25 protein-coding genes are annotated in these 25,633 nt (G+C 44.9%); 5 read left to right on the top strand and 20 right to left on the bottom strand.

Features of this window, described 5'->3' with window-relative positions:
• Positions 1-11: 11 nt before the first annotated feature.
• The 8 genes from EGI32_RS18905 to EGI32_RS18870 form a co-directional block, all read right to left on the bottom strand.
• A complete protein-coding gene (locus EGI32_RS18905) occupies positions 12-1,205 on the bottom strand; it encodes a hypothetical protein (protein WP_255157178.1) in 1,194 nt (397 codons plus the stop codon).
• 128 nt (positions 1,206-1,333) lie between these two features.
• Positions 1,334-1,807 carry a hypothetical protein gene (locus EGI32_RS18900; RefSeq protein ID WP_255157176.1) on the bottom strand — a complete coding sequence of 158 codons (474 nt, stop codon included), beginning with the start codon at positions 1,805-1,807 and terminating at the stop codon, positions 1,334-1,336.
• 105 nt (positions 1,808-1,912) lie between these two features.
• Positions 1,913-3,502 carry a DHA2 family efflux MFS transporter permease subunit gene (locus EGI32_RS18895; RefSeq protein ID WP_255157174.1) on the bottom strand — a complete coding sequence of 530 codons (1,590 nt, stop codon included), beginning with the start codon at positions 3,500-3,502 and terminating at the stop codon, positions 1,913-1,915.
• A 72-nt stretch (positions 3,503-3,574) separates the two neighbouring features.
• Positions 3,575-4,678, bottom strand: a complete 1,104-nt coding sequence (locus EGI32_RS18890) for an HlyD family secretion protein (protein WP_255157172.1) — start codon at positions 4,676-4,678, stop codon at positions 3,575-3,577.
• A 26-nt stretch (positions 4,679-4,704) separates the two neighbouring features.
• A complete protein-coding gene (locus EGI32_RS18885) occupies positions 4,705-5,994 on the bottom strand; it encodes a TolC family protein (RefSeq protein ID WP_255157170.1) in 1,290 nt (429 codons plus the stop codon).
• Positions 5,995-6,013: 19 nt separating this feature from the next.
• The gene (locus EGI32_RS18880; protein ID WP_255157167.1) at positions 6,014-6,640 is read right to left on the bottom strand and encodes a TetR/AcrR family transcriptional regulator; all 627 of its coding nucleotides are present in this window, start codon (positions 6,638-6,640) and stop codon (positions 6,014-6,016) included.
• Between the two features lie 205 nt (positions 6,641-6,845).
• Entirely contained in the window at positions 6,846-7,520 is a 675-nt protein-coding gene (locus tag EGI32_RS18875; RefSeq protein ID WP_255157165.1) for a lysoplasmalogenase, read from the bottom strand.
• Between the two features lie 11 nt (positions 7,521-7,531).
• A complete protein-coding gene (locus EGI32_RS18870) occupies positions 7,532-8,452 on the bottom strand; it encodes a hypothetical protein (RefSeq protein WP_255157163.1) in 921 nt (306 codons plus the stop codon).
• A gap of 153 nt (positions 8,453-8,605) precedes the next feature.
• Between EGI32_RS18870 and EGI32_RS18865 the strand changes: the two genes are divergently transcribed.
• From EGI32_RS18865 to EGI32_RS18855, 3 genes are all read left to right on the top strand, one after another.
• The gene (locus EGI32_RS18865) at positions 8,606-8,947 is read left to right on the top strand and encodes a hypothetical protein (protein ID WP_255157161.1); all 342 of its coding nucleotides are present in this window, start codon (positions 8,606-8,608) and stop codon (positions 8,945-8,947) included.
• A gap of 33 nt (positions 8,948-8,980) precedes the next feature.
• Positions 8,981-9,481, top strand: a complete 501-nt coding sequence (locus EGI32_RS18860; protein ID WP_255157160.1) for an FKBP-type peptidyl-prolyl cis-trans isomerase — start codon at positions 8,981-8,983, stop codon at positions 9,479-9,481.
• 69 nt (positions 9,482-9,550) lie between these two features.
• A complete protein-coding gene (locus EGI32_RS18855) occupies positions 9,551-10,978 on the top strand; it encodes an L-serine ammonia-lyase (protein WP_255157158.1) in 1,428 nt (475 codons plus the stop codon).
• A 26-nt stretch (positions 10,979-11,004) separates the two neighbouring features.
• Here EGI32_RS18855 and EGI32_RS18850 read toward each other — a convergent pair whose 3' ends face one another.
• From EGI32_RS18850 to EGI32_RS18830, 5 genes are all read right to left on the bottom strand, one after another.
• Positions 11,005-11,373 (bottom strand): four helix bundle protein, encoded by a 369-nt coding sequence (locus tag EGI32_RS18850; protein WP_255157156.1) that lies wholly within the window; start codon positions 11,371-11,373, stop codon positions 11,005-11,007.
• A gap of 148 nt (positions 11,374-11,521) precedes the next feature.
• Complete coding sequence (smpB, locus tag EGI32_RS18845; RefSeq protein WP_255157154.1) at positions 11,522-11,959, bottom strand: SsrA-binding protein SmpB; 438 nt, start codon at positions 11,957-11,959, stop codon at positions 11,522-11,524.
• An 88-nt stretch (positions 11,960-12,047) separates the two neighbouring features.
• On the bottom strand, positions 12,048-13,358 hold the full coding sequence (locus EGI32_RS18840; protein ID WP_255157151.1) for a sensor histidine kinase: 1,311 nt from the start codon (positions 13,356-13,358) through the stop codon (positions 12,048-12,050).
• 166 nt (positions 13,359-13,524) lie between these two features.
• Positions 13,525-14,022, bottom strand: a complete 498-nt coding sequence (locus tag EGI32_RS18835; RefSeq protein ID WP_255157149.1) for a DinB family protein — start codon at positions 14,020-14,022, stop codon at positions 13,525-13,527.
• A gap of 201 nt (positions 14,023-14,223) precedes the next feature.
• Positions 14,224-15,183 (bottom strand): YafY family protein, encoded by a 960-nt coding sequence (locus EGI32_RS18830; protein WP_255157148.1) that lies wholly within the window; start codon positions 15,181-15,183, stop codon positions 14,224-14,226.
• A gap of 179 nt (positions 15,184-15,362) precedes the next feature.
• Here EGI32_RS18830 and EGI32_RS18825 point away from each other — a divergent pair, with 179 nt between their 5' ends.
• Entirely contained in the window at positions 15,363-15,578 is a 216-nt protein-coding gene (locus EGI32_RS18825; protein WP_255157146.1) for an HTH domain-containing protein, read from the top strand.
• A 201-nt stretch (positions 15,579-15,779) separates the two neighbouring features.
• Here the strand turns inward: EGI32_RS18825 and EGI32_RS18820 are convergent, their stop codons facing one another.
• Positions 15,780-16,157 (bottom strand): DUF779 domain-containing protein, encoded by a 378-nt coding sequence (locus EGI32_RS18820; RefSeq protein ID WP_255157144.1) that lies wholly within the window; start codon positions 16,155-16,157, stop codon positions 15,780-15,782.
• Between the two features lie 124 nt (positions 16,158-16,281).
• The gene (locus EGI32_RS18815; RefSeq protein WP_255157142.1) at positions 16,282-17,814 is read right to left on the bottom strand and encodes an aldehyde dehydrogenase family protein; all 1,533 of its coding nucleotides are present in this window, start codon (positions 17,812-17,814) and stop codon (positions 16,282-16,284) included.
• A 153-nt stretch (positions 17,815-17,967) separates the two neighbouring features.
• Here EGI32_RS18815 and EGI32_RS18810 point away from each other — a divergent pair, with 153 nt between their 5' ends.
• A complete protein-coding gene (locus EGI32_RS18810; protein WP_255157140.1) occupies positions 17,968-18,897 on the top strand; it encodes an AraC family transcriptional regulator in 930 nt (309 codons plus the stop codon).
• On the opposite strand, the gene EGI32_RS18805 is transcribed toward EGI32_RS18810, so the two are convergent.
• The 5 genes from EGI32_RS18805 to EGI32_RS18785 all read right to left on the bottom strand — a co-directional run bounded on the left by EGI32_RS18805 (position 18,898) and on the right by EGI32_RS18785 (position 24,001).
• Positions 18,898-19,542, bottom strand: coding sequence for a matrixin family metalloprotease (locus EGI32_RS18805; protein ID WP_255157138.1), 645 nt, complete (start codon positions 19,540-19,542; stop codon positions 18,898-18,900). It abuts the gene before it with no gap.
• Positions 19,539-20,714: an acyltransferase gene (locus tag EGI32_RS18800; RefSeq protein WP_255157136.1), complete on the bottom strand. Its 1,176-nt coding sequence runs from the start codon at positions 20,712-20,714 to the stop codon at positions 19,539-19,541. The genes EGI32_RS18805 and EGI32_RS18800 overlap by 4 nt, the downstream gene beginning before the upstream one ends.
• Positions 20,715-20,868: 154 nt before the next feature.
• Complete coding sequence (gene accD, locus EGI32_RS18795; protein WP_255157134.1) at positions 20,869-21,780, bottom strand: acetyl-CoA carboxylase, carboxyltransferase subunit beta; 912 nt, start codon at positions 21,778-21,780, stop codon at positions 20,869-20,871.
• A 146-nt stretch (positions 21,781-21,926) separates the two neighbouring features.
• On the bottom strand, positions 21,927-22,994 hold the full coding sequence (gene fbaA / locus EGI32_RS18790) for a class II fructose-bisphosphate aldolase (RefSeq protein ID WP_255157132.1): 1,068 nt from the start codon (positions 22,992-22,994) through the stop codon (positions 21,927-21,929).
• A 176-nt stretch (positions 22,995-23,170) separates the two neighbouring features.
• The gene (locus tag EGI32_RS18785; protein WP_255157130.1) at positions 23,171-24,001 is read right to left on the bottom strand and encodes a helical backbone metal receptor; all 831 of its coding nucleotides are present in this window, start codon (positions 23,999-24,001) and stop codon (positions 23,171-23,173) included.
• Positions 24,002-25,633 lie beyond the last annotated feature (1,632 nt).

The raw sequence follows: 25,633 nt of genomic DNA, 5'->3' as shown, positions 1-25,633 counted from the left end.
CAGGCTGATTATCATTCCTTAAGCTCGATCACCAGCTTTGCATTTTTCTGTCTGGTAGATGAAATAAAAACTTCTTCTCTTCTGCCTTTGGATGTCACTACCATCAGCGATGTATTCGGTGGGATAGAACCGAGATTTTCTGCCACCATGATAAGTTCCTGGTGGGGAAGATCCTTGTTGATATTGACTTTCACGCTGATGGGTTTTTCCGACAATCCGGCCCTTGAAACAACCAGCACATTATTGAGGTAAATGCTTACCGTATCGCCATCAATGGTGCCATTGTCGTACAGTTCGATAAGAAGCGTTCCTGGCACGGATTCAATGGTCTTTATCACCGGGTTTTCCCTCGTTCTGATGGCAGCCGGGATCTCTGCACGGATGGCCGCCGCTTTGATCTGTGCCGGTTGTGCAGGAATATCTTTCGGCACAACTTTCACCGGCACGGAGGTCTTTTTTGTCAATGATTTCTCTTCAGGAATCTTTTTCACCGCAGGTCTTACCACTACCGGTGACGGGGTGGTCTTTTTCGGCGGTGGGGTAACCACTACTGGTTCGGGCAGGTAACATTCACGGAACGTGATATCATCCATGGCAAAGTCATTGCCACATCCACCAGGTGCATTGGTGTAAAATTTCAGCGACGCGATACCCATATCGGCTGGCGTGGAAAATGTGCTGAAAAACCGCCTCCACACACCGGATGAAGTTTGATCAATACTGCCTGTATTGAATTTTGCGATCTGTTTTCCATCAATCGTTTCGAGTACGATCGTGATATCAGGAAGGGTAGCGGTGCAATCATTATTTTGTTTGCAGAGATTGAGCAGCCATGTACTGAGCTCGTAACGCTTGCCAGGCTTAAGTCCGGCAAGATTTGCATAAAAAAATAAACTCTGCCTGTATGACGCATTTACAATGAGCATGTTGCCCATAAAATCTCCGGGAGTATGGTCTTCGCTTAAAGTATGCCAGTGATCGGAATAACAATTGGCGGTAGACGTTACGAAAGCATACATACCATCATCAGGGCAATTGCCGGTGATCTTCCGGTATTCAGAAAGTTTGTTGAGATTGAAACCTTGAGGTATCGCGGCAGTTCCGAAATCGACCCGGAGCAGGGTATCTTTAAGGATACAATCCTGTGCCGGCGAAATTTTAGAAATGAAGAACAACAATAAAAAAACTAACAAAACTCTTTTCATACAGCATATTTAAAAAAGGGTTATCAATGATCATGACAATCCTGTTCAGATGTGATGAGTTGATATTTGCACAATTTTATTTACCGTATTCCAGAATTGTCAGTGCCGGAAACTTCAGCAATATACTATTATTTTCTTTTTGCTTCCCGTTTTCTCCATTCAGCAATGGGCACGATATCCGCTTCCACCACATCATCGACATTAATGGCGAATGTGGTACTGTCTACGTAAAAATTATAATAGGTCTCAAACCTTTCCGGGCTGCTGTAACCCACTTTTACATAATAAAATTTCTCCCCTTTTTGCGGTTTGAATATCATGGAAGACAAGCCATGTTTATGGTCTGTAAGCGAATCGATGTATTTGTAAGACTTTTTGAATTCAGGCAGTTGGGCGATCCTGTCGAGGATCTTTTTTTCTTTTTCAGAATAATTTCCTCCGTTTACCAGCAATTCGCCGGATACCACCGCCGAATCTTTTTTTGCCGGAGCGGCAATAGTGGCTGTATCTGCCGGAGTTTCCGGAGTAGGCGTTTTACTATCAGATGAATTACATGCGGTAAACAATGTGGCTGAAATTATTATCGGGAGAATGATCTTCATATTAAAAGGTTTATACAAAGATATGTGTTATCGCCAAACTGCCGGAACGCAAAAGCCGGTCGCGTTGCAGCTGACGGGCCTTTTATATAAATGATCACGTCCGTATTAATGCATGTCGCCCATATCGATCTTTTTGGCTTTGCCCTTATTGCCTTTTACCATCAGCATGAATGGTATACAGATAAGGAACATGATGCCGAGATATAGGAATACGTCCATGTATGAAAGTACAGCTGCCTGTTTGGTTACCGAGCCATCCATAGCGGCATAGGCCATTTTAAGTGCTTCATCGGCTACTTTACCTTTAGCCATGAACCCTTGTTTGAGCATATTCAGGCGCTGCATCACCAAAGGATTATTGATATCCAGATGGCTTACGAGGTCGTTGCGGTGCACCATGTTTTGCCGGGTAAGAAATGTGGTGATCATGGCTACGCCAAACGAACCACCCAATTGCCGCATCATACCGGTGAAAGCCGCACCCTGTCCGATCTCCTGGCCTTTCAATGTAGACAGTGACAATGCTGTGATAGGGATGAACAACAGCCCAAGCCCCACACCACGGGCTATCAGCATCCAGAAAAATGCATCGGCGCCGGTATCGGGAGTTAATATTTTATAACCCCAGAAACTGTAGATGAAGAAGACGGCCATCCCCCCCGCTACGAGATATTGTTGCGGGATGCCGCGTTGCAAAAGTTTACCGATGACCGGCATCATGAAAGCGGTTGTCAATGCCGCCGGGATCATCAAAGCGCCCGATTCGAGAGCTGTCCAGCCCAGGATGGTTTGGGTATAAAGCGGGATAATAAATGTAGAGCCGTAAAGCCCGAAACCGAGTATGAAGGAGAGCAGCGTCCCGATGCGCAGGTTACCATTCTTCAATACCCGAAGGTCTACAATAGGGTTTTTGTAGGTCAGCTCACGCCAGATAAAAAAGAACCCGCCGAGTATCGCCAGTACGAACAGTATCAAGATGGTGCTGCTGTTGAACCAATCGTCTTCTTGTCCGCGTTCCAATACATACTGCAGGGAACCGACGGTCAATGCCAGTAAACCTATACCCAGCCAATCTATTTCATTCATGGCTTTTTTCTCAGCATATTTCGGGCTGCGGACAAATTGTAATGTCAGCAGTGCCGCCACAACACCGATCGGAATATTGATGTAGAATATGTACGGCCATGTTGAGTTTGTGACGATATAGCCACCCAATGGCGGGCCGAGTGTGGGGCCGATGATCACCCCAAGTCCGTAGATGGCTTGCGCCATGCTGCGTTTTTCAACAGGGTATGATTCGGTGATGATCGTCTGCGAAGTCACCAGCAATGCACCACCACCCACACCTTGCAGGAAGCGGAATGCCACCAGTTCCCAGATGCCATTGGCATTACCACACAAAAACGAACAAATGGTAAACAATATGACCGAAGCCGCGTAATAATTCCTGCGGCCGAATTGCTGGGATAACCAGCTCGTCATCGGCACGATGATGACATTACCGATGGCATAGGCAGTGATCACCCAGCCCACTTCGGGAAGGGTAGCACCAAGGCTGCCACGCATGTCGCTCAATGCCACATTGACGATGGTAGTATCTACGATCTCCAGTAGAGCGCACAGGATGGCCGTTATCGTGATGATAACCCGCCTGCTGCCATACTCTACCAGGGAATCCTGTGATAAATTATTCAAGTTCTTTAAATTTTAATGTTGATTCAGAGATTAGGAAAATTCTTACTCAATGAACTCTCTAACCTTCTAAACCTATTGAGCTACATGCACGTCCACAAACACATTCAGTCCCGGGCGTAAACGCTGTACCAGCGAATCGTTTTTATTGGTGAATTCGATCCTTACCGGAAGGCGTTGTACTACTTTTACGAAGTTGCCGCTGGCGTTATCAGGAGGCAATAAAGCGAACCTTGAACCGGTTGCTGCCGCGAATGAACCAACCACTCCTTCAAAATCATGATCAGGAAATGCGTCGGCGTGTATGGTCACTTTCTGGCCTTCAGCCATCTTGTTGTATTGTGTTTCCTTGAAGTTGGCAACTACCCATTTGTCGTTGTTCAATACGATGCTGAATAAAGACTGGCCGGCCTGCAGATATTGTCCTTCCTGCACGGGAACCTTGCTTACCAAACCGCTTTCGTGTGCAACAATGACGGTATAAGACAAATTCAATTTTGCATTTTCGACATCCACCTGGCGCTGTTTGATCACAGAACTTGCTACACCGATCTGCTGTGAAGTGGCCGTGCTTTGCGAAGTCACCACACCTGTTTGCGTGGAAGCCTGATTTTTCTGGTCTACCAAAACCTGCAACTGGCGCTCTGCTAGTTGTTTTGCGGCAAGTGCCTGTTCGTATTGCTGTTGCGTAATAGAATGGTCTTTCACCAGGTTCTCATACCTTTTCAGGTCTTCGTTGGTGCGCCATACATTCACTTTCGCTGCTTCGATCTGCGCATTAGCAGTTGCGACAGCCGCGTTGGTGGTATTGATATTCTGTCGGGAGGCATTGCTGTTGGCTTCTGCAGCATTCAGGTTGCTGTTGGCCGTACCAAGCGCCGCCTGTGCCTGTTCCAGTACGATCTTAAGATCCCTGTCGTCGATCACAAGAAGCGTATCACCTTTTTTTACATACTGGTTATCCTTTACAAATATCCTGGAAACGTATCCTGGTATTTTGGATATCACCGGGCTGATGTTGGCTTCTACCTGTGCATCATCTGTTTCTTCATGTTTTTTGCCGTGGAAATATTTCGTAAGGCCAAACCAGACTCCACCGATCACCAGCACAGCCAGGATGATAATAAAGGTTTTACTTTTCTTTTGCGGCGCAGGGGCTGCGGGATTATTTGTTGACATATTATTGTATTGTGTATTTAAGCTTATTAATAGTTAGTTGTTCCTGTTGTTTGTAATAATTTCTGGTAAGCCAGCACCACATCGGCTTTCGCGGATTCGATGTTCAATTTAGCCTGCAGCAATGCCGTGTTCGCTTCCAGCAGATCGGTGATCGTAGCCAGGCTGTTGTTGTATTTGTTGTTAGTGATCCTGAAATTTTCTGTAGCCTGTTCGATCGCTTTCTGATAAACATCGATCTTCTTTTTCGACAACAGGTAATTCTGATAATCCTGGTTAACCCCAAACCTCACTTCATCATTCAGCAATTCTTCAGTAGCATTCACCTGCGCTTCTGTCGCCTTGGCCTGCATCAGCTTCGTATTCTTTTTCCAGAGGCTGGCGATATTATATTTTACACCAACACCTATGTTTACGGCATTGTAGACGGTAAGCAAATGAGGGATATCTGCCGCAATATAACCGCCGGTCAGGCCGATGGTGGGATAGGTTTCCGCTTTCGCAGATTTCAACCCGGTGATGGCAGCTTTTTTTCTGAAGCCCAACGCCTGGATATCTTTCCTGTTTTGCAACGCCAGTGACTGGTATTCCAAAAATGTTTTTTCATCCGTTACACTATTGATGAAAGAAGAATCGATCTCGATGCCATCATTTTCAGGCAGTCCGAGGATAAGGTTCATATTCACCGTAGCCAGCTTATAATTGTTTTCCGCGTCAAGCAAGGTCAGTTCTATGTTGGAAGTCTGCAACTGCGATTTCAACAGGTCGTTCCTCGCCATGATGCCGTTCTTTTCAAGGTTGATGAAATTGGAATCACGCGACTTAGATGTATTCAGGTTTTCTTTTACCACAGCAACGGCCTGTGCTGCTTTGTAAAGATTTACATAAGCTTTGGTGGTGTTGAATACAACGGCTTCTTTATCATCAGATGCGTCCAGTTCGGCGGCCCGCTGCAGATATTTCGCAGACTCGATGCCGTATTTTATTCTGCCTCCTGCATATATCGGGAGCGAAAGGGTAGCCATGCCGTACATTGCCTGGTTGGGGCTTGGTGAAGAGCCACTGCCGCTTCCGCCAGTTTTGAGGTCTACATGGGCGCTGCTAAGCCTGAGGTAACTTCCGCTAACATTGAAATCGGGAAGTTTGGCATCATTTGCCTGCTGCACCATCGCTTTGGCTTCATCGATCTTCGCATGGGAGATTTTCAGGTTCTTACTGTTCTGAATGCTCAGGCTCACAGCTTCCTGCAGCGTCAGTTTTTTGGTCTGCTGCGCAAATGCAACATTGCAAAATGCCGCCAGCAGTAAAACAGCTATCATTGCCGTTCTATAGGTTTTGTTATTCATATCCTAGTGTTGCTTTAAATAGATTTTTGATGTATGTGCTCAGCTTTTCTTTTAACAATACATCGAATTCCTTTTCCTTCATTTTACCCAGCTGATGAAATTCTTTGTAATAATCTTTATTGAGCACCGTCTGAATTACAGTACCAGTCATGGTTTGGAGCAACAACATGGTGTCGGCTTCTTTTTTGAAAATTGCCGTTTTGTTGCCTTCCTTTATTACCGAGTCGATCATGTTAATGAATCCGATCTTATACTGTTTCATCACTTTGATGATCACCGAATTCTTGTTGAGCATCTGCTCTGTATGCATCACTTTGTAAAAAGCCTGCTTGTCGAATACCCGGTTGATGTACTGGTCGATCAATATTTCCAGTTTCTGAAATGGAGTGATCGTCTGGTTAACAACCACCGCTTCAATGGTCATCCTGGTGCCATCCATACGGTGTTTGAACAACGCTTCCATCAATTTTTCCTTGGAACCGAAGTAGTAAGAAATCATGGCAAGATTGACTTCGGCCGCAGTGGCGATATCCCTTACCGTAGTGCCTTCGAAACCATTGCCGGCAAAAAGCTCCTCCGCTTTGTCAAGAATGTGCTGATGTTTTTCTGTAATGATCATATCTTTCAAATAAAACGCAAAATTAAACAATTGTTTGATATTTTCAAACAATTGTTTAATAAAGTTGCCGGATGCCAGATGTCAGTTGTCAGGGATATTGGTTTGGAAGTTTGTTTTTGAATGGAAGGTGGTCAATATTAGAATGATAGAACTGTTACCGTCAGTTCAATGGAAACGATTGTGCTGACAACTAACATCTCATAACTCACAACTTCTTCAAAAATCCTTTTACGATAAAGAATTGCGCAACACAATAGGTAAGCATGATCAGGAAGCCGGCTTGCGCAAAGGAGGCGTAGAATTTATCGATGGCCAGCAGGCTATCCGATAATACAAAGAAGGTTGCGCCAATGGCAAAAAAGAGGGCGGTTTTTCGTTCCAGCCTCGAAAAAGCGTGTAAAGCTGCCAACAGCATTGAACCCAAAATAAGGGCATACACCAATACCGGTATCTTCAGGGCTTCGAGAAAAGGGAAAAGCAACGTAAGCAGGCTGCCTACATAGATCAATATGAGCAGGAACAACCCGGGATATTTTTTCAGCAGGGATGGTTTTCCTGCCGATGGGATCCGCAGGAAATAAATGATATATAACACATGTGTGATAAGGAACGATAGCAACCCGAGGATGAAAAAGATAGGGTACTCCTGGTCGTACATCAGGAATACATCGCCGGCAAATGAAAAAAGCAGTCCGGTAAGAATAAGCCATTTACCTTTTCCCGGTCCGGTGGAAAATAAGGCAGTAAAGAACAAAACCGGCATCAGCAGCGGCTTTGCGTAGCGGTGCAGCGGCTCGTACTGCAATAGGATGCCGGAAAGATCGGCCACCACGAGTAGCCCGAAAATGATGAAACCAATGATTCTTACAGATGACCGCATAGCCTGTCGGGTTATTTCAACTCAATGTAAGTTTTAGACTGGAAGAAGATCCTCAGCGAATCTTTCGCCCTGGTAGTATCTGCCAGGCCGGTTTTGAATGGCATGGATATTTTGTACCGCACAGAATCTATCGGCGATAAGATGAGCTTATGGCCATATCTTGTCAGCCTTGCAAAAGCTTTGTCTGCTGCTTCTTTACTGCTATATTCCTTGATAACTACTTTGAAATCATATGCTTCGTTGGGAACCACGGGAGTTGCCGGGGTTACTTTAGCGGTAGTATCGGCGGTCGTTTTCAGCGTTGACGTATCCATATTTACCGGTGCTGGTTTTGCGACAGCAACAGTATCAGTTGTGACTGGCAATGCAGCTTCCGCAGGTTTTTCCTTTTTCTTATAGAGGATGTAAAAGATGGCTGCGGCAGCCACCAGTACCAGTAGCAGTAATAAAGCGATCATTCCTCCTTTTTTGACGCTGCTGCCCGATTTTCTTTCAGGCGAACGGAAACTGATCTCCTCGCTGTCTTTTTCAATCACTCTTGCGGGAGCGGATTCGAGGCGGGCATTTACAAACTGTCCCTGTGTGAACTCGTATACACCCGATTGATTTTTTTGCAATGTGCCCAATCCTTCAATAGTGAGCGGTTTGCCGAGGTTGAGAAACTGTTTGCTGAGGATGCTGTATGATTCAAGATCTGAAGCGGCGAGCGGCCTGATCTTACGCGTCTGTTGGGTGATAAAGCTGATAAGATCCTCATCATGGGCGGCCCGCAGATCAAATTCGAAGCTGATGGCACCGGGCGGTAAAGTGGCGTCCTTGTCGTTTTCTGTCGGCAGTACCACATCCGGAGCAATTGTAAAACTGCCGATATCCTGGATGGTCACTTTTTTGCTGGTATATAAATACTGTACGATCAGCTGCTCTAACTTCATAGCATATTAGTTGTGAATAACAAACCTAACTAAAAAATTAAGAATTAAAAATTAAGAATTAGGAATGAGTACCTCTGTCGAAGGTTTTATCCCCGGCAGGGAGATGCCTTATTACATTCTTAATTCTTAATTTTTAATTCTTAATTTTGCCCCATGTTATCTGAAAAGGAATCAGCATTTCTCCGTTACTGGGAGTTGAACCGGGACCTGCAGGGAAGTTTTATCAGCAAGCTGACCCGCGGACTGCCGATGGCGCTGGTTTTTGGTGCCCCGATCGTGTTGTCGTTGCTGGTGGTGTATCTTTTTTTTCCGGAATGGTATTTCAAGATATCGGCTTCCACGGCGGGCAGTTTCAATGTGATCATCCTGGCTGTATTCATTGCAGTATTATTCTTTTCCTATTTCAGGATGCATTTCAAATGGGAAATGAACGAGCAGGCTTACCAGGAATTAAAGAGCAAGCAAAAAAGGCTGAATGCAGCGAATCAACTATAAAATGACTCTTAAAAAATAAACTTACCTCTCATTATGAAAAAAAACTTCCTCGTTGTAGTATCCCTGGTTTCTATCTTCTTTATTGCCTGTAAAAAGGACGCCAAATGCCCGTATAGTGAAACGAGCGTTGTGGCTCCGGTGGCAGAAACCGATTCTATCAAGAAATATCTCATTGCGCAAAATATCACTACTGCTGTTCAGCATCCGAGCGGTATCTTTTACACCATTGGTACGGCAGGCAGCGGCGCTACCCCTGAATTATGTTCCGATCTGACCGTTCAATACCAGGGGTATCTTTTCTCAGGCGCCCAATTTGATGGTACCAACGGTTCCGCTCAGGCTACCTTCACTTTAGGCCGCACCATCGAAGGCTGGAAAAAAGGGCTTCCATTGGCAAAACCGGGCGGAACGCTCACTTTGTATATCCCACCATCTTTGGGGTATGGCAGCAATCCTATTTACCAGGGGGGTGTATTGGTGATCCCTGCTAATTCTTACTTAAGATTCACAGTTAACCTGATTGCTGTTCAGTAATCTGGTTTTATATCTTTAACTTGCCCGGGTAAACCGTTACCAGGGCATTTTATTTTAAAATCGATCCGCTTGAAACACGAAGCTATTTCAGTTTTTGACATGTTCAAAATAGGTGTCGGACCCAGCAGCAGCCATACACTCGGCCCATGGAGGGCTGCGCAATTATTCACCGCATCACTGGAGCAAAAGCAACTGCTGGATGATGTGCTGAGCATCGAAGTATTGTTATATGGCTCGCTTGCCAAAACCGGCGTGGGGCATGGTACGGATGTAGCGGTACAACTCGGCCTCAGCGGCGACGACCCGGTTACTTTTGATGTGAACGCGATCGACTCGAAGATCCGCGACATCAGTGAAATGAGGAAGTTGATGCTCGGCGGAAGACATGAGATCGATTTTACTCCTACAGATGATATTGAATTCCTGATTACGGAATCGCTGCCGTTTCATCCCAACGCACTTACATTTCTTGTACAACTCAAAGGTGGCGAATCCATCGCCGAAACATATTATTCCATCGGTGGTGGATTTGTGGTAAAGGAAGGAGAAGATACTTCCAATTGTGTAAACGTGACCTTACCATTTCCTATCAACACATCGGATGAATTATTGCACTGGTGCCGCACTACCGGCCTCAGTATTCACGAAGTAGTGATGGAAAATGAACAGGCCTGGCGCAGTGAAGCTGAAACCAGGGCCGGTTTGCTGAACATCTGGCGCGTGATGAAAGAATGCATTTACCGTGGCAGCCATGCCGAAGGTTACCTGCCGGGCGGATTGAATGTAAAACGCAGGGCCCCGGCGTTGAATAAAAAATTATTGATTGGCAAGCAATACACAGATTACAACAGCTGGATAAAAGCGATCCGTGAAGGAGGTTTGCATTTCAACTACATCCTCGATTGGGTAAGCTGTTTTGCGCTGGCGGTAAATGAAGAAAATGCTTCCTTTGGAAGGGTAGTGACTGCCCCCACCAATGGTGCTGCCGGGGTGATACCCGCTGTGCTGCAATATTTCGTATTGTTCTGCAATGGCAATGATGACAATAAGATCATCGATTTCATGCTGACCGCTTCCGAAGTGGGGAGCATTTTCAAAAAAGGCGCCACCATTTCCGCGGCGATGGGTGGATGCCAGGCAGAGATTGGCGTAAGCAGCGCTATGGCCGCTGCCGCACTCACCGAAAGCCTGGGCGGTACACAACGGCAGGCGCTGATGGCCGCCGAGATCGCCATGGAACACCACCTGGGCATGACCTGCGACCCGATAGGCGGACTGGTACAGATACCCTGCATAGAACGTAATACCATGGGGGCCATAAAAGCCATCACCGCAAGCCAGCTGGCCATGCAAAGCACACCCGATTTCGCCCGCGTCAGCCTCGACGGCGTGATACGCACCATGTGGGATACCGCTCTCGACATGAACAGTAAATACAAGGAAACGGCCGATGGGGGATTGGCGGTAAATGTACCGTTGAGCCTCAGTGAATGCTGATATAATTACGAATTGACAATTACGAATTACGAATTGGGTAATTTTAGGTGTTCCCTTGTTGTTTTTTGAATGGCTCCGATTATTTTGCAGATTTCTTCGCCATCTTTCAGAAGACTTTCGGCGATATTGTTTGTGAAGTAAGATGTTGACAACAGTAAACGTATCCAGTACAATGTTTCTCGTGCTTCTTTATATGCGATAGTGAGTTTGTGTAAAAAATCAGCTTTGGATTGAGCTCCTATTGCTTCTCCGATATTAGCGCCGATGGATGTTCCGCTTCGCAGTAGTTGTCTGGATAATATATATTCTTTCAGCTCACATTGTAAGTATTTACTTGCATGTACGATCCTTACAGAAAACGCAAAAGATTTTTCCCTGATGATATTTGCTTTCATTTAATTACATAACAGATGAATGTTATGCAATAATAATTTAATTAATCAAATATAGGAATGGTGCAAACCTCAAGTAAGTTCGCTTTTTTTCTCCTTTTGTATCAGCCAATCGGGCATTCGTAATTCGTAATTTCAAATTCGTAATTAATTAAACTCCGTATTTGCGTTTTACATCCCTGTCATTCTCCCGCTGTTTGATCGTTTCCCTTTTATCATAATTCTTTTTCCCTTTGCCCAGCCCGATCTCTACTTTGGCGAGGCCTTTTTCGCTGAGGAAAATTCTGAGCGGGATGATGCTGTAGCCTTTTTCACGGCTTTTGGCTTCCAGTTTCTTCAATTCCCTTTTTGTGAGTAGGAGTTTGCGTTCCTGCATCGGCTCATGGTTGGTGTAAGTGCCGAAGGCGTATTCGCTGATGTGCAGACTTTTTACAAATAATTCACCCCGGTGAAAAATACAATAGCTATCGTTGAAGCTGGCTTTGCCTGAGCGCAACGATTTAATTTCAGTACCCGCCAGCACGATCCCGGCGATGTATTTCGTTTCAAAAAAATATTCAAAATATGCTTTCTTATTGCTGAGCTCCACGTAGTCTTTTTTGCAAAGGTAGAGAAGTTGGTTTAGAGTTTAGGGATTAGGGTTTAGAAAGCACTTCCTGAACCCTAAACCCTAATCCTTACACCGCATTCCTCACATTAAACACGGCCCTCAAACTACATCCATTACCCGGTACAGAACTGATCTTCATCTTCCCTTTGTAAACCTGCAGCCTGCTCTGGATATTGCGCAGCCCAAGCCCGTTCTTCACTTTTTCGGCGTCGAAGCCGCGGCCGTTGTCGGTGATCTCGATGTTTACCACGTCACCATTATTTGAAAGGCGGATCCGTACCGCATCGGCCTGAGAATATTTTGTGATATTGGTGAGTTGCTCCTGCACCACGCGATAGATGAGCAGCATATGTGCATCTGAAAGTTTGCTTTCATCGAGCCCGGCGCTTTCAATGTGGAAGTTGATCTGCTGCACCCTGCTGATATCGGCTGTGAGTGTTTCGATGGATTCTACCAGCAGATTATCTTCAAAAGAAGGTGGCTTGATGCTCGCCGAAAGCTGGCGTATCTCGCTGATGGATTCTATCACAAGTTTTTTGGCTTCATTGGTGAGAATTTCGGTGGAAGCCGGCATCATATCGATGGCTGAAAGATTGAGCTTGGCTACCGACAAAAGCTGGCACACATTATCATGCAACTCTTCGGCCCAACGGTTTTTTTCCGTTTCCTGTGCTTCAATGATCGATGTGGCTATCTTTTGTTTGTAATTGATCTGTTCGTTGTAATATTCCGCCTGCAGGTTGCGCAGGTCGCTTACGTCCTGTATGGCGCCTACGAGGCGCAAAGCCTTATTGTCTTTTGGGTTGCGGATGATATACATCCCGCTGATGACGGTGTAATAAAGATTGTCTTCACCCAGCAACCGGTATTCGGTCTGCCAGCTGTTACGGGTGGATGCGATCACTTCTTCAAATTCTTTCACCAACCTTTTCATATCACCCGGTGCCACTCTTTTTTTGTAGGTTTCCCAAAAATCTTCAATCTCGATCTTGCTTCCCGGCAGGAAAAACTGCATCTTCTTATTCAATTTAGCTTTCATGGTTTCCAGGTCGCAATCAAAAATACCTTCCCGGGTAGCTTCATGCAATGCGTAATAATTGGCTTCCAGTCCCTCGTAGCGATGAAACGATCTTTTGAGCTTTAAGTAAAAACGATTACTCATATAATAGATCAATGCACTGGTAAGTATCACGAAAAAAAGGCCTTTCTGGCTCTGCAGCTGCCTGAGCAGTTCATTATTGCCGTTTGAGATCTCGTAAGCCAGGCCATCACTTAATAATATCCATAAAATGCTGATTGTTAGGTATATAGATGTTAGCCATGCTGCCGGGGTTGTATACGCAAGCATGCTTCGTATAGAACGAAAGGTGGGTTTCATGTGGAATTACTGGTTTCGCCAAAGATATGAAATCCTGACAAATGTCAAACTAATGGATAATGAATAATTAATAATGGATAATGAATAATTCTTCACAACCGGGATTTTTATTTTTTCCTGATAATCAAAAATGCAATCATTATCATTATTAATTATTCATTCTTAATTAAAAGCTTACATCATCCGCACTCGGCCCGTAACTTCCCGGAATAGGAATATCCAGCAACCTCAGGAACACACCCAGTTGTGCCCTGTGGTGAATGATCTGTGATGACGTGATGCGGATCATCACCCTTTTCGGATCATCGCTGTAGATCTGATCACCATTGCGGAGCACCCATTTTGCTTCCAGGTCGGCATCCTTGGCTTCCACCAGTGCATTGCGTGCTTCCTGCAGGCTTTTTTCGAAATATTCCAGCAGTGCTTTGGTATCATTAATTACCATCGGCGCATAAGGGTTGTTGGCAAAATCCAACTCCGAAGTGTTGAGTATCATCGGGATCCAGGTTGGCAGTTCCGCAATATGCGTGGCTAGCTGGCGGATGGTCATGCTTTTTGGATGCGGCTTCCAGTCGTACTTGTCGTCTGGTACGATCGACAGCATTTTACGGGTTGTCAGGGATTCGTTTTCAAGTTCCTGTTGGATCAGTTGAATCTGTGTCATGATGATTTGTTTTTTGTTTATACAAAGCAACGACGGGGTAGTGACAGCCCTATGTCAACAGCAAAAAAATAAATCTAAAAAATGTATGATGTATGATCTATGATGTATGATATCTTTCTGGTTGAAGGTCTTATGAAAGTCGCCAGGTATTCTAAAACTGACGAAATCATACATCATAGATCATACATCATAGATCATACATCATACATTCCCCGAGAGTCTCTTCGAAATATCCTGAAGCAGCTTATTTACCTCCTGGTTCAATTCGGCGGGAGTGATGATATCAGCGTGTTCGCCAAAAAGCAGGAAGAATTTTGCGAAGCCCATCAACGAGCCCGAGAGAAACGTCATTTCCATTTTATCGCCGGTTTCCCGTTGCGATACAAAACCGTTGTAATATTTCTGTTCGCCAAAATATTTCAGTACAGATTTATCTACCTGCACCACGATCTTGATCAGTTCCCGCTCCTTGCCCGTTTTATCCAGGAAAGATTGCAGCGAAGGATGTGTTTTATTGAACTTAAGCGGAGTAGGGGTGATATAAGTGATCCGGTCGGTGCGAAAATTCCTGTAGTCATTGCGCTTGCGGCAATAAGCGATCAGGTACCAAAACCTGCCCAGGTAAAAAATGCCTACCGGCTCCACATGTCGGTTGCTGTAGTTTTCATCGCCAAGGGCAGTGTAACCAATATCCAGCACGGCTTTTTCGCTGATGCCTTTCAGGATCGTCTGCAGGTGGCGCTCATCGCTGGCCGCACTTTTGGGCAGGTATTGATTTTCCACTACCGCAATGTGGTCATCCAGTTCTTCCAGGTGGTCTTTTTCCGCCAGTCGCAATACCGACCTTATCTTGTACATCGCTTCCTGGTAGCTTTCGCGGGTAGATTGATCGGTCAGCTTCTGGACCAGCTTTTCCGCCGTGAGGAAAGCAGTGGCTTCCTCGCGGGTAAACATCACCGGCGGCAGCCTGTAACCATCCATGATGCTGTATCCTACGCCGGCTTCGCCAATGACAGGGATACCGGCCTCATCGAGGGTTTTTATATCGCGGTAAACTGTACGCAGACTGATGCCGAACCGATCGGCGATATCCTGGGCCTTTACCACCCGCTTACTTTGCAACTGTATAAGGATGGCCGTCACCCTGTCTATTCGGTTCATTTAATTGATTTCTGTTCAAATGTAAAAAAATACCGGGGCAAACATTTTTTTACCCGAAAAATGACCGTTGGTTAACTGAAAAGGACTACTCACATTATAGTATTGGCTGATTTATAAAACGTGGGTATGTTGCACCCCGAAACAACAAACAACCATACCTACCCAAAATTCATTGCAGAATGATACACCAAAATTACTTTGCCAAAGTTGCGAACATGAAAGCCCTGATAGAAGGCAAAAGAGCAAATACTACACCGGACATTGCAAAAAGACTGAAAGTGTCGCGTAGGACGGTTTTGCTGATGATAGATTTCATGGAAAAGAACGGCACGCCTGTAAGGTACTGCCGCGAAGCAAGGATATTCACGATGGGCGGACAACATTGCATCGCATAAAATATTTCTCAAGGGGTGTTACACAAATTGAAATGGAAGCTGAAAGGCTTCCGTTTTTTTATTAATGAGAAATAAGAAATAGAAAATAAGGAATACAAAAGTGAGAGAACTTCGCAATTTGCGACGCTTACTTCCTTATTTCTTATTTTATATTCCTTATTTTAAAAGAGTCTTTCATAGGATAATGAATAGGATTGCTGCCTAATCTGTTGTTGAGAGCAATGGTTCCAGATCTTCCAGCTCTTCGTCCGTAAATAATTTTGAGTGGATGAAAAACCGCACTCCCAGCGGTATTTCCAACGAAAAGCTGCTACCGCGGCCGGGTGTTACATCCAGTTTCAATTGTGTGTGTTTCCAGTATTCAAACTGGTCTTCATTCATATAAAATTTACAGCCGTCAATTTCTCCCAGGCATACATCGCTGCTTCCGATCAGGAATTCGCCTTCGGCAAAACACATCGGCTGGCTTCCATCGCAACACCCACCGCTTTGGTGGAACATCAGCGGGCCGTGGATGGCACGAAGTTTTTCAATCAGTTGTACGGCAGCATCGGTAGCAAGGATTCGTGGAGTAGGCATTGGGAGGTTTTTTATAAACCCCGGAGGTTTTTTTCAACCTCCGGGTGTTTGGATGAATCAGGCTAAAACGCTCCGGGGTTAGAGGAAAACCCCGGAGGTTCTTTATAAACCCCGGAGGTTTCCTCTAAAAGAATCCTAATTTCTTCTTATCATAAGAAATCAGCATGTTCTTCGTCTGCCGGTAATGCCCGAGCATCATCTTATGGTTTTCTCTTCCGAAACCTGATTTTTTATAACCACCAAAAGGAGCGTGGGCAGGGTAAGCGTGGTAACAATTCACCCACACACGGCCGGCCTGTATGGCCCTTGGCACCTGGTAAAGCTCGTGTGCATCCCTTGTCCACACACCGGCTCCCAATCCATACAACGTGTCATTCGCTATCGCGATGGCTTCTTCGGTTGTTTTGAACGTAGTAACCGCCACCACCGGCCCGAATATTTCTTCCTGGAAAATGCGCATCTTGTTATGCCCCTTGAAGATCGTTGGTTTGATGTAATAACCATGTTCCAGCCCGCTGTTCTGGTTGAACGCTTCACCACCTGCCAGCACCTGTGCGCCTTCCTGTTTGCCTATATCGAGGTAGCTTAAAATCTTATTGTACTGGTCTTCCGAAGCCTGCGCACCCATCATGGTATCGGCGGCCAACGGATTGCCCATTTTGATGGCATTGGTACGTGCGATCACTCTTTCCAGGAATTTATCGGCAATGCTTTCGTGTACGAGGATCCTGCTCGGGCAGGTACATACTTCCCCCTGGTTGAGGGCGAACAATACCGCACCTTCCACAGCTTTATCAAAGAAGTCATCGTCTGCATCCGCTACGGATGGGAAGAAGATGTTAGGTGATTTGCCGCCGAGTTCCATCGTAACAGGGATGATATTTTCGGAAGCATATTGCATGATCAAACGACCTGTGGTAGTTTCGCCGGTGAAGGCAACTTTAGCTACATGTTTGGAAGTAGCCAAGGGTTTACCCGCTTCCACACCAAAACCTGTCACGATGTTCAATACACCTGCCGGCAAAATTCCTTCTATCAGTTCCATCAGCACCATGATGGATGTAGGCGTCTGTTCCGCAGGTTTCACCACTACGCAACAGCCAGCAGCCAGTGCCGGCGCTATCTTCCAGGTTGCCATCAGCAAAGGGAAATTCCATGGGATGATCTGTCCGACCACACCCAATGGCTCATGCAGGTTGATACAGACGGTATTTTCATCGTGTTCCGATACGCTTCCTTCTTCGGCACGGATCACGCCGGCGAAATAACGGAAATGGTCCACGCAGAGCGGAAGATCAGCCGCACGTGTTTCGCGGATGGCTTTACCATTGTCGATGGTTTCAACTACGGCTAAATATTCCAGGTTGTCTTCTATCACCTGTGCGATCTTAAGTAAGAGATTGCTTCTTGTAGTGGCAGATGATTTGCTCCAGGTAGTAAAGGCTTTATTGGCGGCAGCAACTGCTTTTTCAATATCGGCTGCATTGCCCCGGGCAGCCTGTGTAAATACTTTTCCGTCGATCGGGGAAGTATTGTCGAAATATTCTCCGGAAGAAGGGGCTTCCCATTTTCCATCGATAAAATGTTCGTAACGGGCTTTGAATTGGGGACGGGCCGCTACATTGGATTGCGGCGCGGCCGCTGTTTGTGTACTCATATTAATTGGCATTTAATCGTTAAACAATGCCTGAAGCTACCGATGTATCAAAAGCGGGGAGGGGAATATCGTACCTTTTGAATAGCACAATTGTACTTTTTCACCTTTTTTTTATTTTCATGAATTTTTTGTGTTGTACCTTAAAGGCACGATATGTCTGCCAGGAATACACTTAATAAGATCGATCTCACCCATCCCAAATACCTGCAAACGCTGGTAGAGAACAGGCGTATCTTCAATCTCGAAAATTGCGAGCTCAATATTTTTGAAAGTTACCAGGAAGCATACCGGGTGCCGCTTACCTTCAACGACTTTGTGATCACCAGCATGATCCGTGGAAAGAAAGTAATGCACCTGTACAACAAACCATCCTTCGATTACCTTCCCGGCGAAACGGTGATATTACCCGCCAACGAAACCATGGTCATCGATTTTCCCGAGGCGGCTTTTGATGTACCTACACAATGTATTGCGTTAGCAGTAGATCACAATTATGTAAGCAACACCTTGAATTATCTCAATAATTTTTACAACACCGATTCCGAAGAGCAACACGACTGGCAGCTGCAATTCAATCAATATCATTTCAGCAATGAAACGGAGATCACCGACCTGATCAATAAACTCATCCGCATCTGCAGCGGATCAGAAAAAGGAAAGAACATCTTCGCCGATCTGAACCTGAAAGAATTGCTGATACGGCTGATCCAGAGCCAGCATCTTGAGCAGGTGTATACGGAAAGCAGCACTTTACAAAATCAAAGCAGGCTTCATTTTGTATTGAACTATATCAACAAACACCTCACCGATGGCATACTGGTAAACGATCTCAGCAAAAAAGCATACATGAGCCGCAACGTTTTTTTCAAATGGTTCAGGGAGCAGTTTGGTATCACGCCATTGGAATATATCAACAGCGAAAGGATCAAGATGGCGAAACAATTGCTGAAAAACCAGCGGACGAGTATCGCTGCAGTCAGCGCCCAGTGCGGCTTTTCGGATGTGAATTATTTTGTGCGGTTATTTAAAAAGACAGAAGGTATTACCCCGGGAATGTACCGGGGATGTATTGTGGATGCATAATCATAATACAGGCTCCTGCAAAGTACAGCCTCTTTTTATCAGGAAATTTTTACAGTCGTTACAAAAACCTGTCTCTTCATCCGTTGGATTACCACCTTCTGCATTCCGCATGAAACAATGTTTTACAGGGCAATGCGGTAAACCCTGTGTATGCCCCAGTTCGTGAATGGATACTTTGAACAACTGATCGCCCTGTTTTGTTTTCGATACTCGGAATGTGGATGCCACGCAGGCTTTGCCCGGACGAAATCCTAATCCCATTACACCCCAGTCTTCGATGTTGCCTTTTGTAGTGCTGATGTCTTTTGTGGTAAGGCCAATGCTGACGTGATTTTCAGCCGTACGCCTGTTGAGAAACTGTATGATTGAATCTGCCCGGTAGCGCTGCCTTTTGGGATACCAGGCAGTAGCAGGCAGGGGTATCTTTTTATTCAGCTGAACGACCGGGTAAACTTTTTTTACCCGATCAAAAACCTGTTTTACTTCTTCTTTTGAAATGTCTTCAAATGGCTGTATCTCAATGGTGATGGGGTTTTTAGCGACTGATGAATTGTCGGGTAAGAATTTTGGTGAATTTTTACAACCGCAAAATAACAACAGGTAATTAATGACTAACAGGTAAAAAAGACGAGATTGTTTTTTCATTCGGCTGATGGTGTGGAATGTTTTGCCAGCAACCTGTCACGTAGTTTCAGGAACGGCTTTTCCACTACATACCTTAATACCAGCGCACAGCAAATGGTAACCCCAAGGCTCGCCAACAACATCCACATACTGTCGTTATCCCAATCGTGTTTTGTAAAAAATTTATTGCATAGTTCTGTAGTTCCTTTGTGAATGAGGTACATCGCATAAGATAAAAGGGCGATACCCGAAGTGATGCGTGATTTTATCTTGTACAGGAAACAAGAAGGTAGTATCGCTGCCATTACTATCAGGCCATAGGCCAGTGAAATGGAAGAGAAGCCGTACACGCTGGCATAAAATCCTACTCTGTCCAGGCATAAATAATAGCATCCCATCAGCGCTATCAGACCTATGAAAAATATCAGGTTGGCATATTTATTTATCCTTGTAATGAAATTCTGCCGGTAGGCAAATAAAGTGGCAATGGCTATTCCAACCAGCAGGCCATCCAGGCGGGTATGGGTGGTGTAATAGATCTTTGTTACCCAGAAATCGTTCTCAATATTGGCGTTCTCCAGAGGCCAATAATATTGAGTCCATGCTATATAACGAAATAAGAATGTAGCCACGAATAATGTTGCGATCAGCCAAATACCTTTCCTGAATATTTTGAAGTAAAATAATCCGGCAACGATCAATGGGAAAACCAGGTAAAATTGTTCTTCGACTGCCAGTGACCAGGCGTGTGTAAATGACGGGTACAAATCCGGATGAAGACCGAAATTTTGCGTGAACGTAAGGTATTTCCAAAGTGGCGAAGGTCCATAGCGCTGCGAAAATGCCGGTACAAGGAAATAAATGGTCAATGCTAAAGTATACAGTGGTACTATCCTGAAAAAGCGGCGAATATAGAAATCCCTGATCGAAAAACCATGGCCCTTACTGATACTTTTGAACAACTGAGTGGCAATCAGATAACCGCTGAGCACAAAAAAAAGATCGACGCCCGTCCAGCCAAAAAGTGAAAACTTCCCAAGCCATAGCGGAAAATCTCCGTGATTATAATGAAACATGAAAACCATGATGATAGCAAGTGCACGAAGATGATCGAGACCATGTAGCCTGGAGGTAGGGGCGGATAGATTTGCAGGGGGCAAAGGTGAGGCTTTATAATTGATAGTTGGTGTCAAATATAAGTGAATAGTCAATAGTGAATAGCCAAATCCTCGAAGTTTTTGAATTGTCCGGAAATGTGCTAGGTCTGAATAGTTACAGAATACAAAAGCCGCAAAAGATCACTCTTCTGCGGCTTTTATATTTTTTCTTTTAATCTTCTTGTTAAACCTACGACCTGAAAAGGACCAGCAGGTTCGACAATTTATCTTTCAGTTCTTTTCGGTTGATGATAAAATCGAGGAAGCCATGTTCCAGTAAAAATTCGCTGCGTTGGAAACCTTCCGGCAGATCGCGTTTGATGGTTTCCTTGATCACCCTTGGCCCTGCAAACCCAATGAGGGCGCCTGGTTCGCCGCAGATCACATCGCCCAGCATGGCGAAAGATGCAGTGGTGCCACCAAAGGTAGGATCGGTGCACAATGAAATATAAGGGACCTTTGCTTCGCTTAATTGTGTGAGCTTGCCGGACGTTTTAGCCAGCTGCATCAGGGAAAAAGCACTCTCCATCATCCTGGCGCCGCCGCTTTTGTTGATGATCATGAAAGGCACTTTATGCCCGATACAATAATCGCAGGCACGGCTGATCTTTTCACCCATTACGCTGCCAAGGCTTCCGCCGATGAACTCGAAATCCATGCAGGCCACAACCAGATCCTCGCCATTCACTTTGCCATGCGCTACGGTGATGGAATCGTGGATATCCGTTTTGGCGTAGGTTTCTTCGAGCCTTTTGTCATAAGGTTTCAGGTCTACGAAATGCAGGAAATCCTTTGATTTGATGTTGGCGAATAATTCAGTGAATTTTCCCTCGTCAAAAAGGATGTCGAAATATTCGTCGCTGCCGATGCGGTGATGGTATTCGCATTTGGGGCACACAAATTTATTTTCCTGTAATTCTGAGATCGTACACGTATACTTACAATTGGGGCATTTAGCCCAAAGCCCTTCAGGGGCGTCTTTTTTATCTTTAGTGGAAGTGAGGATACCTCTTTTTGCACGCTTGAACCAGCTCACTTTAGTTTCCGCAGCTTCACCATCTTCGCCGGCAAGGTTGGCATCGAAATCTTCTTCTTGTTTCATACTTGTTAAGTTAACTTTTCCTTGAACGCTATAAAGTTAATGGATAATGGTTTAATGGATAATGGATAATGTTTTCAACCTGTATTCTCAGCATAAATCAGAAATTACCAGGGTAGCGTACATTATCCATTATCAATTATCGATTATTAACTATTTCTGTTAATGCAATTCAGATCATCAAACGCCGTTTCCAGCCTTTTAATGAATGATTCTTCGCCTTTTCTCAACCAGACCCTTGGGTCGTAATGTTTTTTATTCGGTTTGTCGGCGCCTTCAGGATTGCCGAGCTGGCCTTGCAGGTAACCTTCATATTTTTTATAATTATCGAGGATACCTTCCCAGAAAGCCCATTGCAGATCGGTATCGATGTTCATTTTGATAGCGCCATAACCGATCGCTTCCCTGATCTGGTGCTGCGGACTGCCGCTGCCACCGTGGAATACGAAGTAAACAGGCTTAGGCCCGGTTTTCAATTCACGCTCGATGTACACCTGGCTATTGTTCAGGATCTCAGGGCGCAATTCTACGTTCCCTGGTTTGTATACACCGTGAACGTTACCAAATGCAGCCGCAACGGTAAACATGTTGCCTACTTTGCTCAGTTCGGTATATGAATAAGCCACGTGCTCAGGTTGGGTATATAATTTGTCATTTTCAACATCGCTGTTGTCAACACCATCTTCTTCACCGCCGGTAACGCCCAGTTCTATCTCGATGCTCATGCCAAGCGGCGCCATCCGTTTGAAAAATTCCACGGAAGTGGCGATATTCTCTTCAATCGGCTCTTCAGAAAGATCCAGCATGTGTGAGCTGAACAAAGGTTGTCCTTTTTCTTTATAGAATTGTTCGCCCGCATCCAGCAATCCGCTGACCCATGGCAACCACTTTTTTGCCGCATGATCCGTATGCAATACTACCGGTACACCGTAATATTTAGCCACATTGTGAATGTGTAAAGCCCCTGAAATACCGCCGGCAATATTTGCCTGCAGGTTATCATTCGGCATTCCTTTTCCTGCAATGAACTGTGCGCCGCCGTTGCTGAACTGGATAATGACAGGTGAATTCACTTTTGCTGCCGCTTCAAGCGTAGCGTTGATCGTATTGGTCCCGATGGTATTTACCGCGGGCAATGCGAATTGATTGTCTTTAGCATCATTGTATAAAGCTTCGAGTTCCTTTCCGTGAAGTACACCAGCACTGTATTTTGCCATGGTTGTTGTTTTAGTTTGATTGGTAATGAGTTAAAGGGGCGAAATGCCGGATGCAAAAATAAGGAAAAGTGAATAGTGAATGGTGAATAGTCAAATCTTCGAAATTTATATGTTTCACCACCTTTATTTGGTAAGAAGTTGGAAAAATTTAAAAACTTCGAAGGTTTGACTATTGACTATTCACTATTGACAAGCGAATCGGAAAGCTTTTCGAAATAGGAAGGCGCTTTCAATAAATGATTCCCATACCAGCTGAATATTTCCCCATCTACCAGCAGTATCTTCACCCCGGGCAGTTGCAGTTGCAGCTCGTTTATATGTTTTTGACTGAAAGGATAGGGTTCGGAGGAAAGTAATACCAGCTGGCATTCCGAGGCTTTCATTGCTTCGATACTCACTTCCGGATAGCGGGTAAGGTGGGCAAACGCGTTGGTGAAGCCGGCGAACCGGAGCATACTGTTGATATATGTATTGGTTCCGGCCGCCATATAAGGATCTTTCCAGATGAGATAAGCGGTGCGTAGTTTTCCGTTTTTAGCCGCCAGCGGCTGAATGGCCAGGAATTGCTCATTGATCTGTTCCACCAGTTTTTCCGCCGCGGGCAATCTGCCGGTAAGTTTACCCGTATGGATGATCATCTCCAGCGCATCTTCCAGGTTATTCACGTCAGTGAGCCATACCGGATGCTCTTTTGCCAGGGCTTCCACCTGCTCTTTAATGTTCTCTTCCTTACTGGCAATGATAAGATCGGGTTGAAGTTCTTTTACTTTCTCCAGGTGGATGGTCTTGGTGCCGCCGATGCGGGCTTTGCTGCGAAACCACTCATCCGGGTGGATACAGAATTTCGTAATGCCAACGGTCTCTTCTTCGAGGCCGAGATGGTGTAATAATTCGGTGATGGAGGGAACGAGGGAGATGATGCGTTTGGGGGCAGTATTCACGTCGTTTGGAGATTGCAGGAACATGTTGTAAAGTACGGGAAAATTTCTTTCACCGCAGAGAGCCAAAGAAGCAGCTTTTGCCCACAGGCCTAATCATCGCTTGTCCGTGGTCTGTCGTCTGTCGTCGGTGGTCTGCCTTCCAAACAAAAAAACTTCCACAGGATTTCGCATTATGCTAAAAGGCTGTGGAAGTTTAATTTTTACCAACATGCTGTTGGTGATTCAGGGATAACAATACTTTTTTTTCTGAGGGGGCCCATTATGAGCAAAAGTCGTTTCCTGGTTTCAGTCTACCCGGTCTTTTTCTTGCCATCATCGCCCTGGTTAGGAGCATAGGCGTTTAGGATATTGGGTTTGGTTGGTTTTGCCATCATCGCTTTTTACGGCATAGGCTGGATATTGGTTCTTCTGGTCTTTCGTTGTCATCATCGCTTTTTACAGCATAGACAGGATATTGGAATCGGTTCTTTTTGCTATCATCGCTTTTGAGGGCATAAGCAGGATAATTGGTTGTTTTGGTTCTTCTCTTGGATATTAATGATCTTAAAACGTGCTATTAAAAGAAAAATTAGAAGTTGACTGATATTGAATTTTACGGTCTTTTTAATTGGATATTGGAAAGCTCTTGGTTTATTCTTTGGATTTGGATATGATTGATATTTAATCGATATCAATCAACTTCTGATACAAAGATGCGACGAAAAATATCCCTGCACAAGAGCAAAACCGCTCTTTATTTGAGGTGACGGAAATACTGCGGCAATAGTAAATCGACGGGAAAAACGGGGTAAATAGTACGTGATCAAAAATCGTAAAACTACGATAGTGAATAGTGAATAGTGAATAGTGAATGGTGAATAGTGAATAGTGAATGGTGAATGGTGAATGGTGAATAGTGAATGGTGAATAGTCAAAGCTTCGAAGCGTTTACTGAATGACAATTTCTTTTAGCCTGGCGGTCGTCTGTCGTCTGTGGTCCGTTGTCTGTGGTCTGTCGTCCGTCGTCTGTGGCCAAATAAAAACTCCCGCCACAAGGGCCAGGAGTCAATTCTTTTTCCAACATTCAGGGAATTACTTCTGAGGGGGCTCATTTATAATGTATCCTGTTTTCAGTCTGGTTTTTCGCTCGTGCCCTGGTTAGGAACTTCAGCTTAGGATCTGGTTCATTCGGTTTTAATTGGATTGGATGGTTGGTTTTGCCAGCGGATATTGGCCTGTTGGTTCTTTTGGTGGGATATTGGTATGCTTTAAAAGAAAAATAGAAGTTGACTGATACTGAATTTTACGGTCTTTTTGGATGGATATTGGAAAACTCGTGGTTTGTTCTGGATCTTTGGATAATGATTGATATTTAATCGATATCAATCAACTTCTGGTACAAAGATGCGGCGAAAAAAGCGACTGTACAAGAGCATAATTGCTCTTTATTACCGGTGAAGTAAATACTGTGGCGATCGTAAATTGAACAACTTTCTTGAGGGGTTAGTACGTATGACCAAATCGTAAAAACACGTAGCAATTACGAATTACGAATGAAAACCTCGGGCGTGAGCAGTGCTTAAGTTGCAGCCTTTGTAAGGCCGGCAAACAATTGCTTCTTTATTTCATATTTAAGGGGCGGTTAAAAACGGGATATGGCTATGACAGCGGATATGCTGAAAATGTTGCATGAGTGAATAGTCAATAGTCAATAGTGAA

Source organism: Ferruginibacter sp. HRS2-29 (assembly GCF_024343615.1).
In the GTDB taxonomy this organism is placed as follows: Bacteria; Bacteroidota; Bacteroidia; order Chitinophagales; family Chitinophagaceae; genus Ferruginibacter.
The sequence above is the reverse complement of the archived record's forward strand: the minus strand, read 5'-3'. Positions and strand labels throughout refer to the sequence as shown.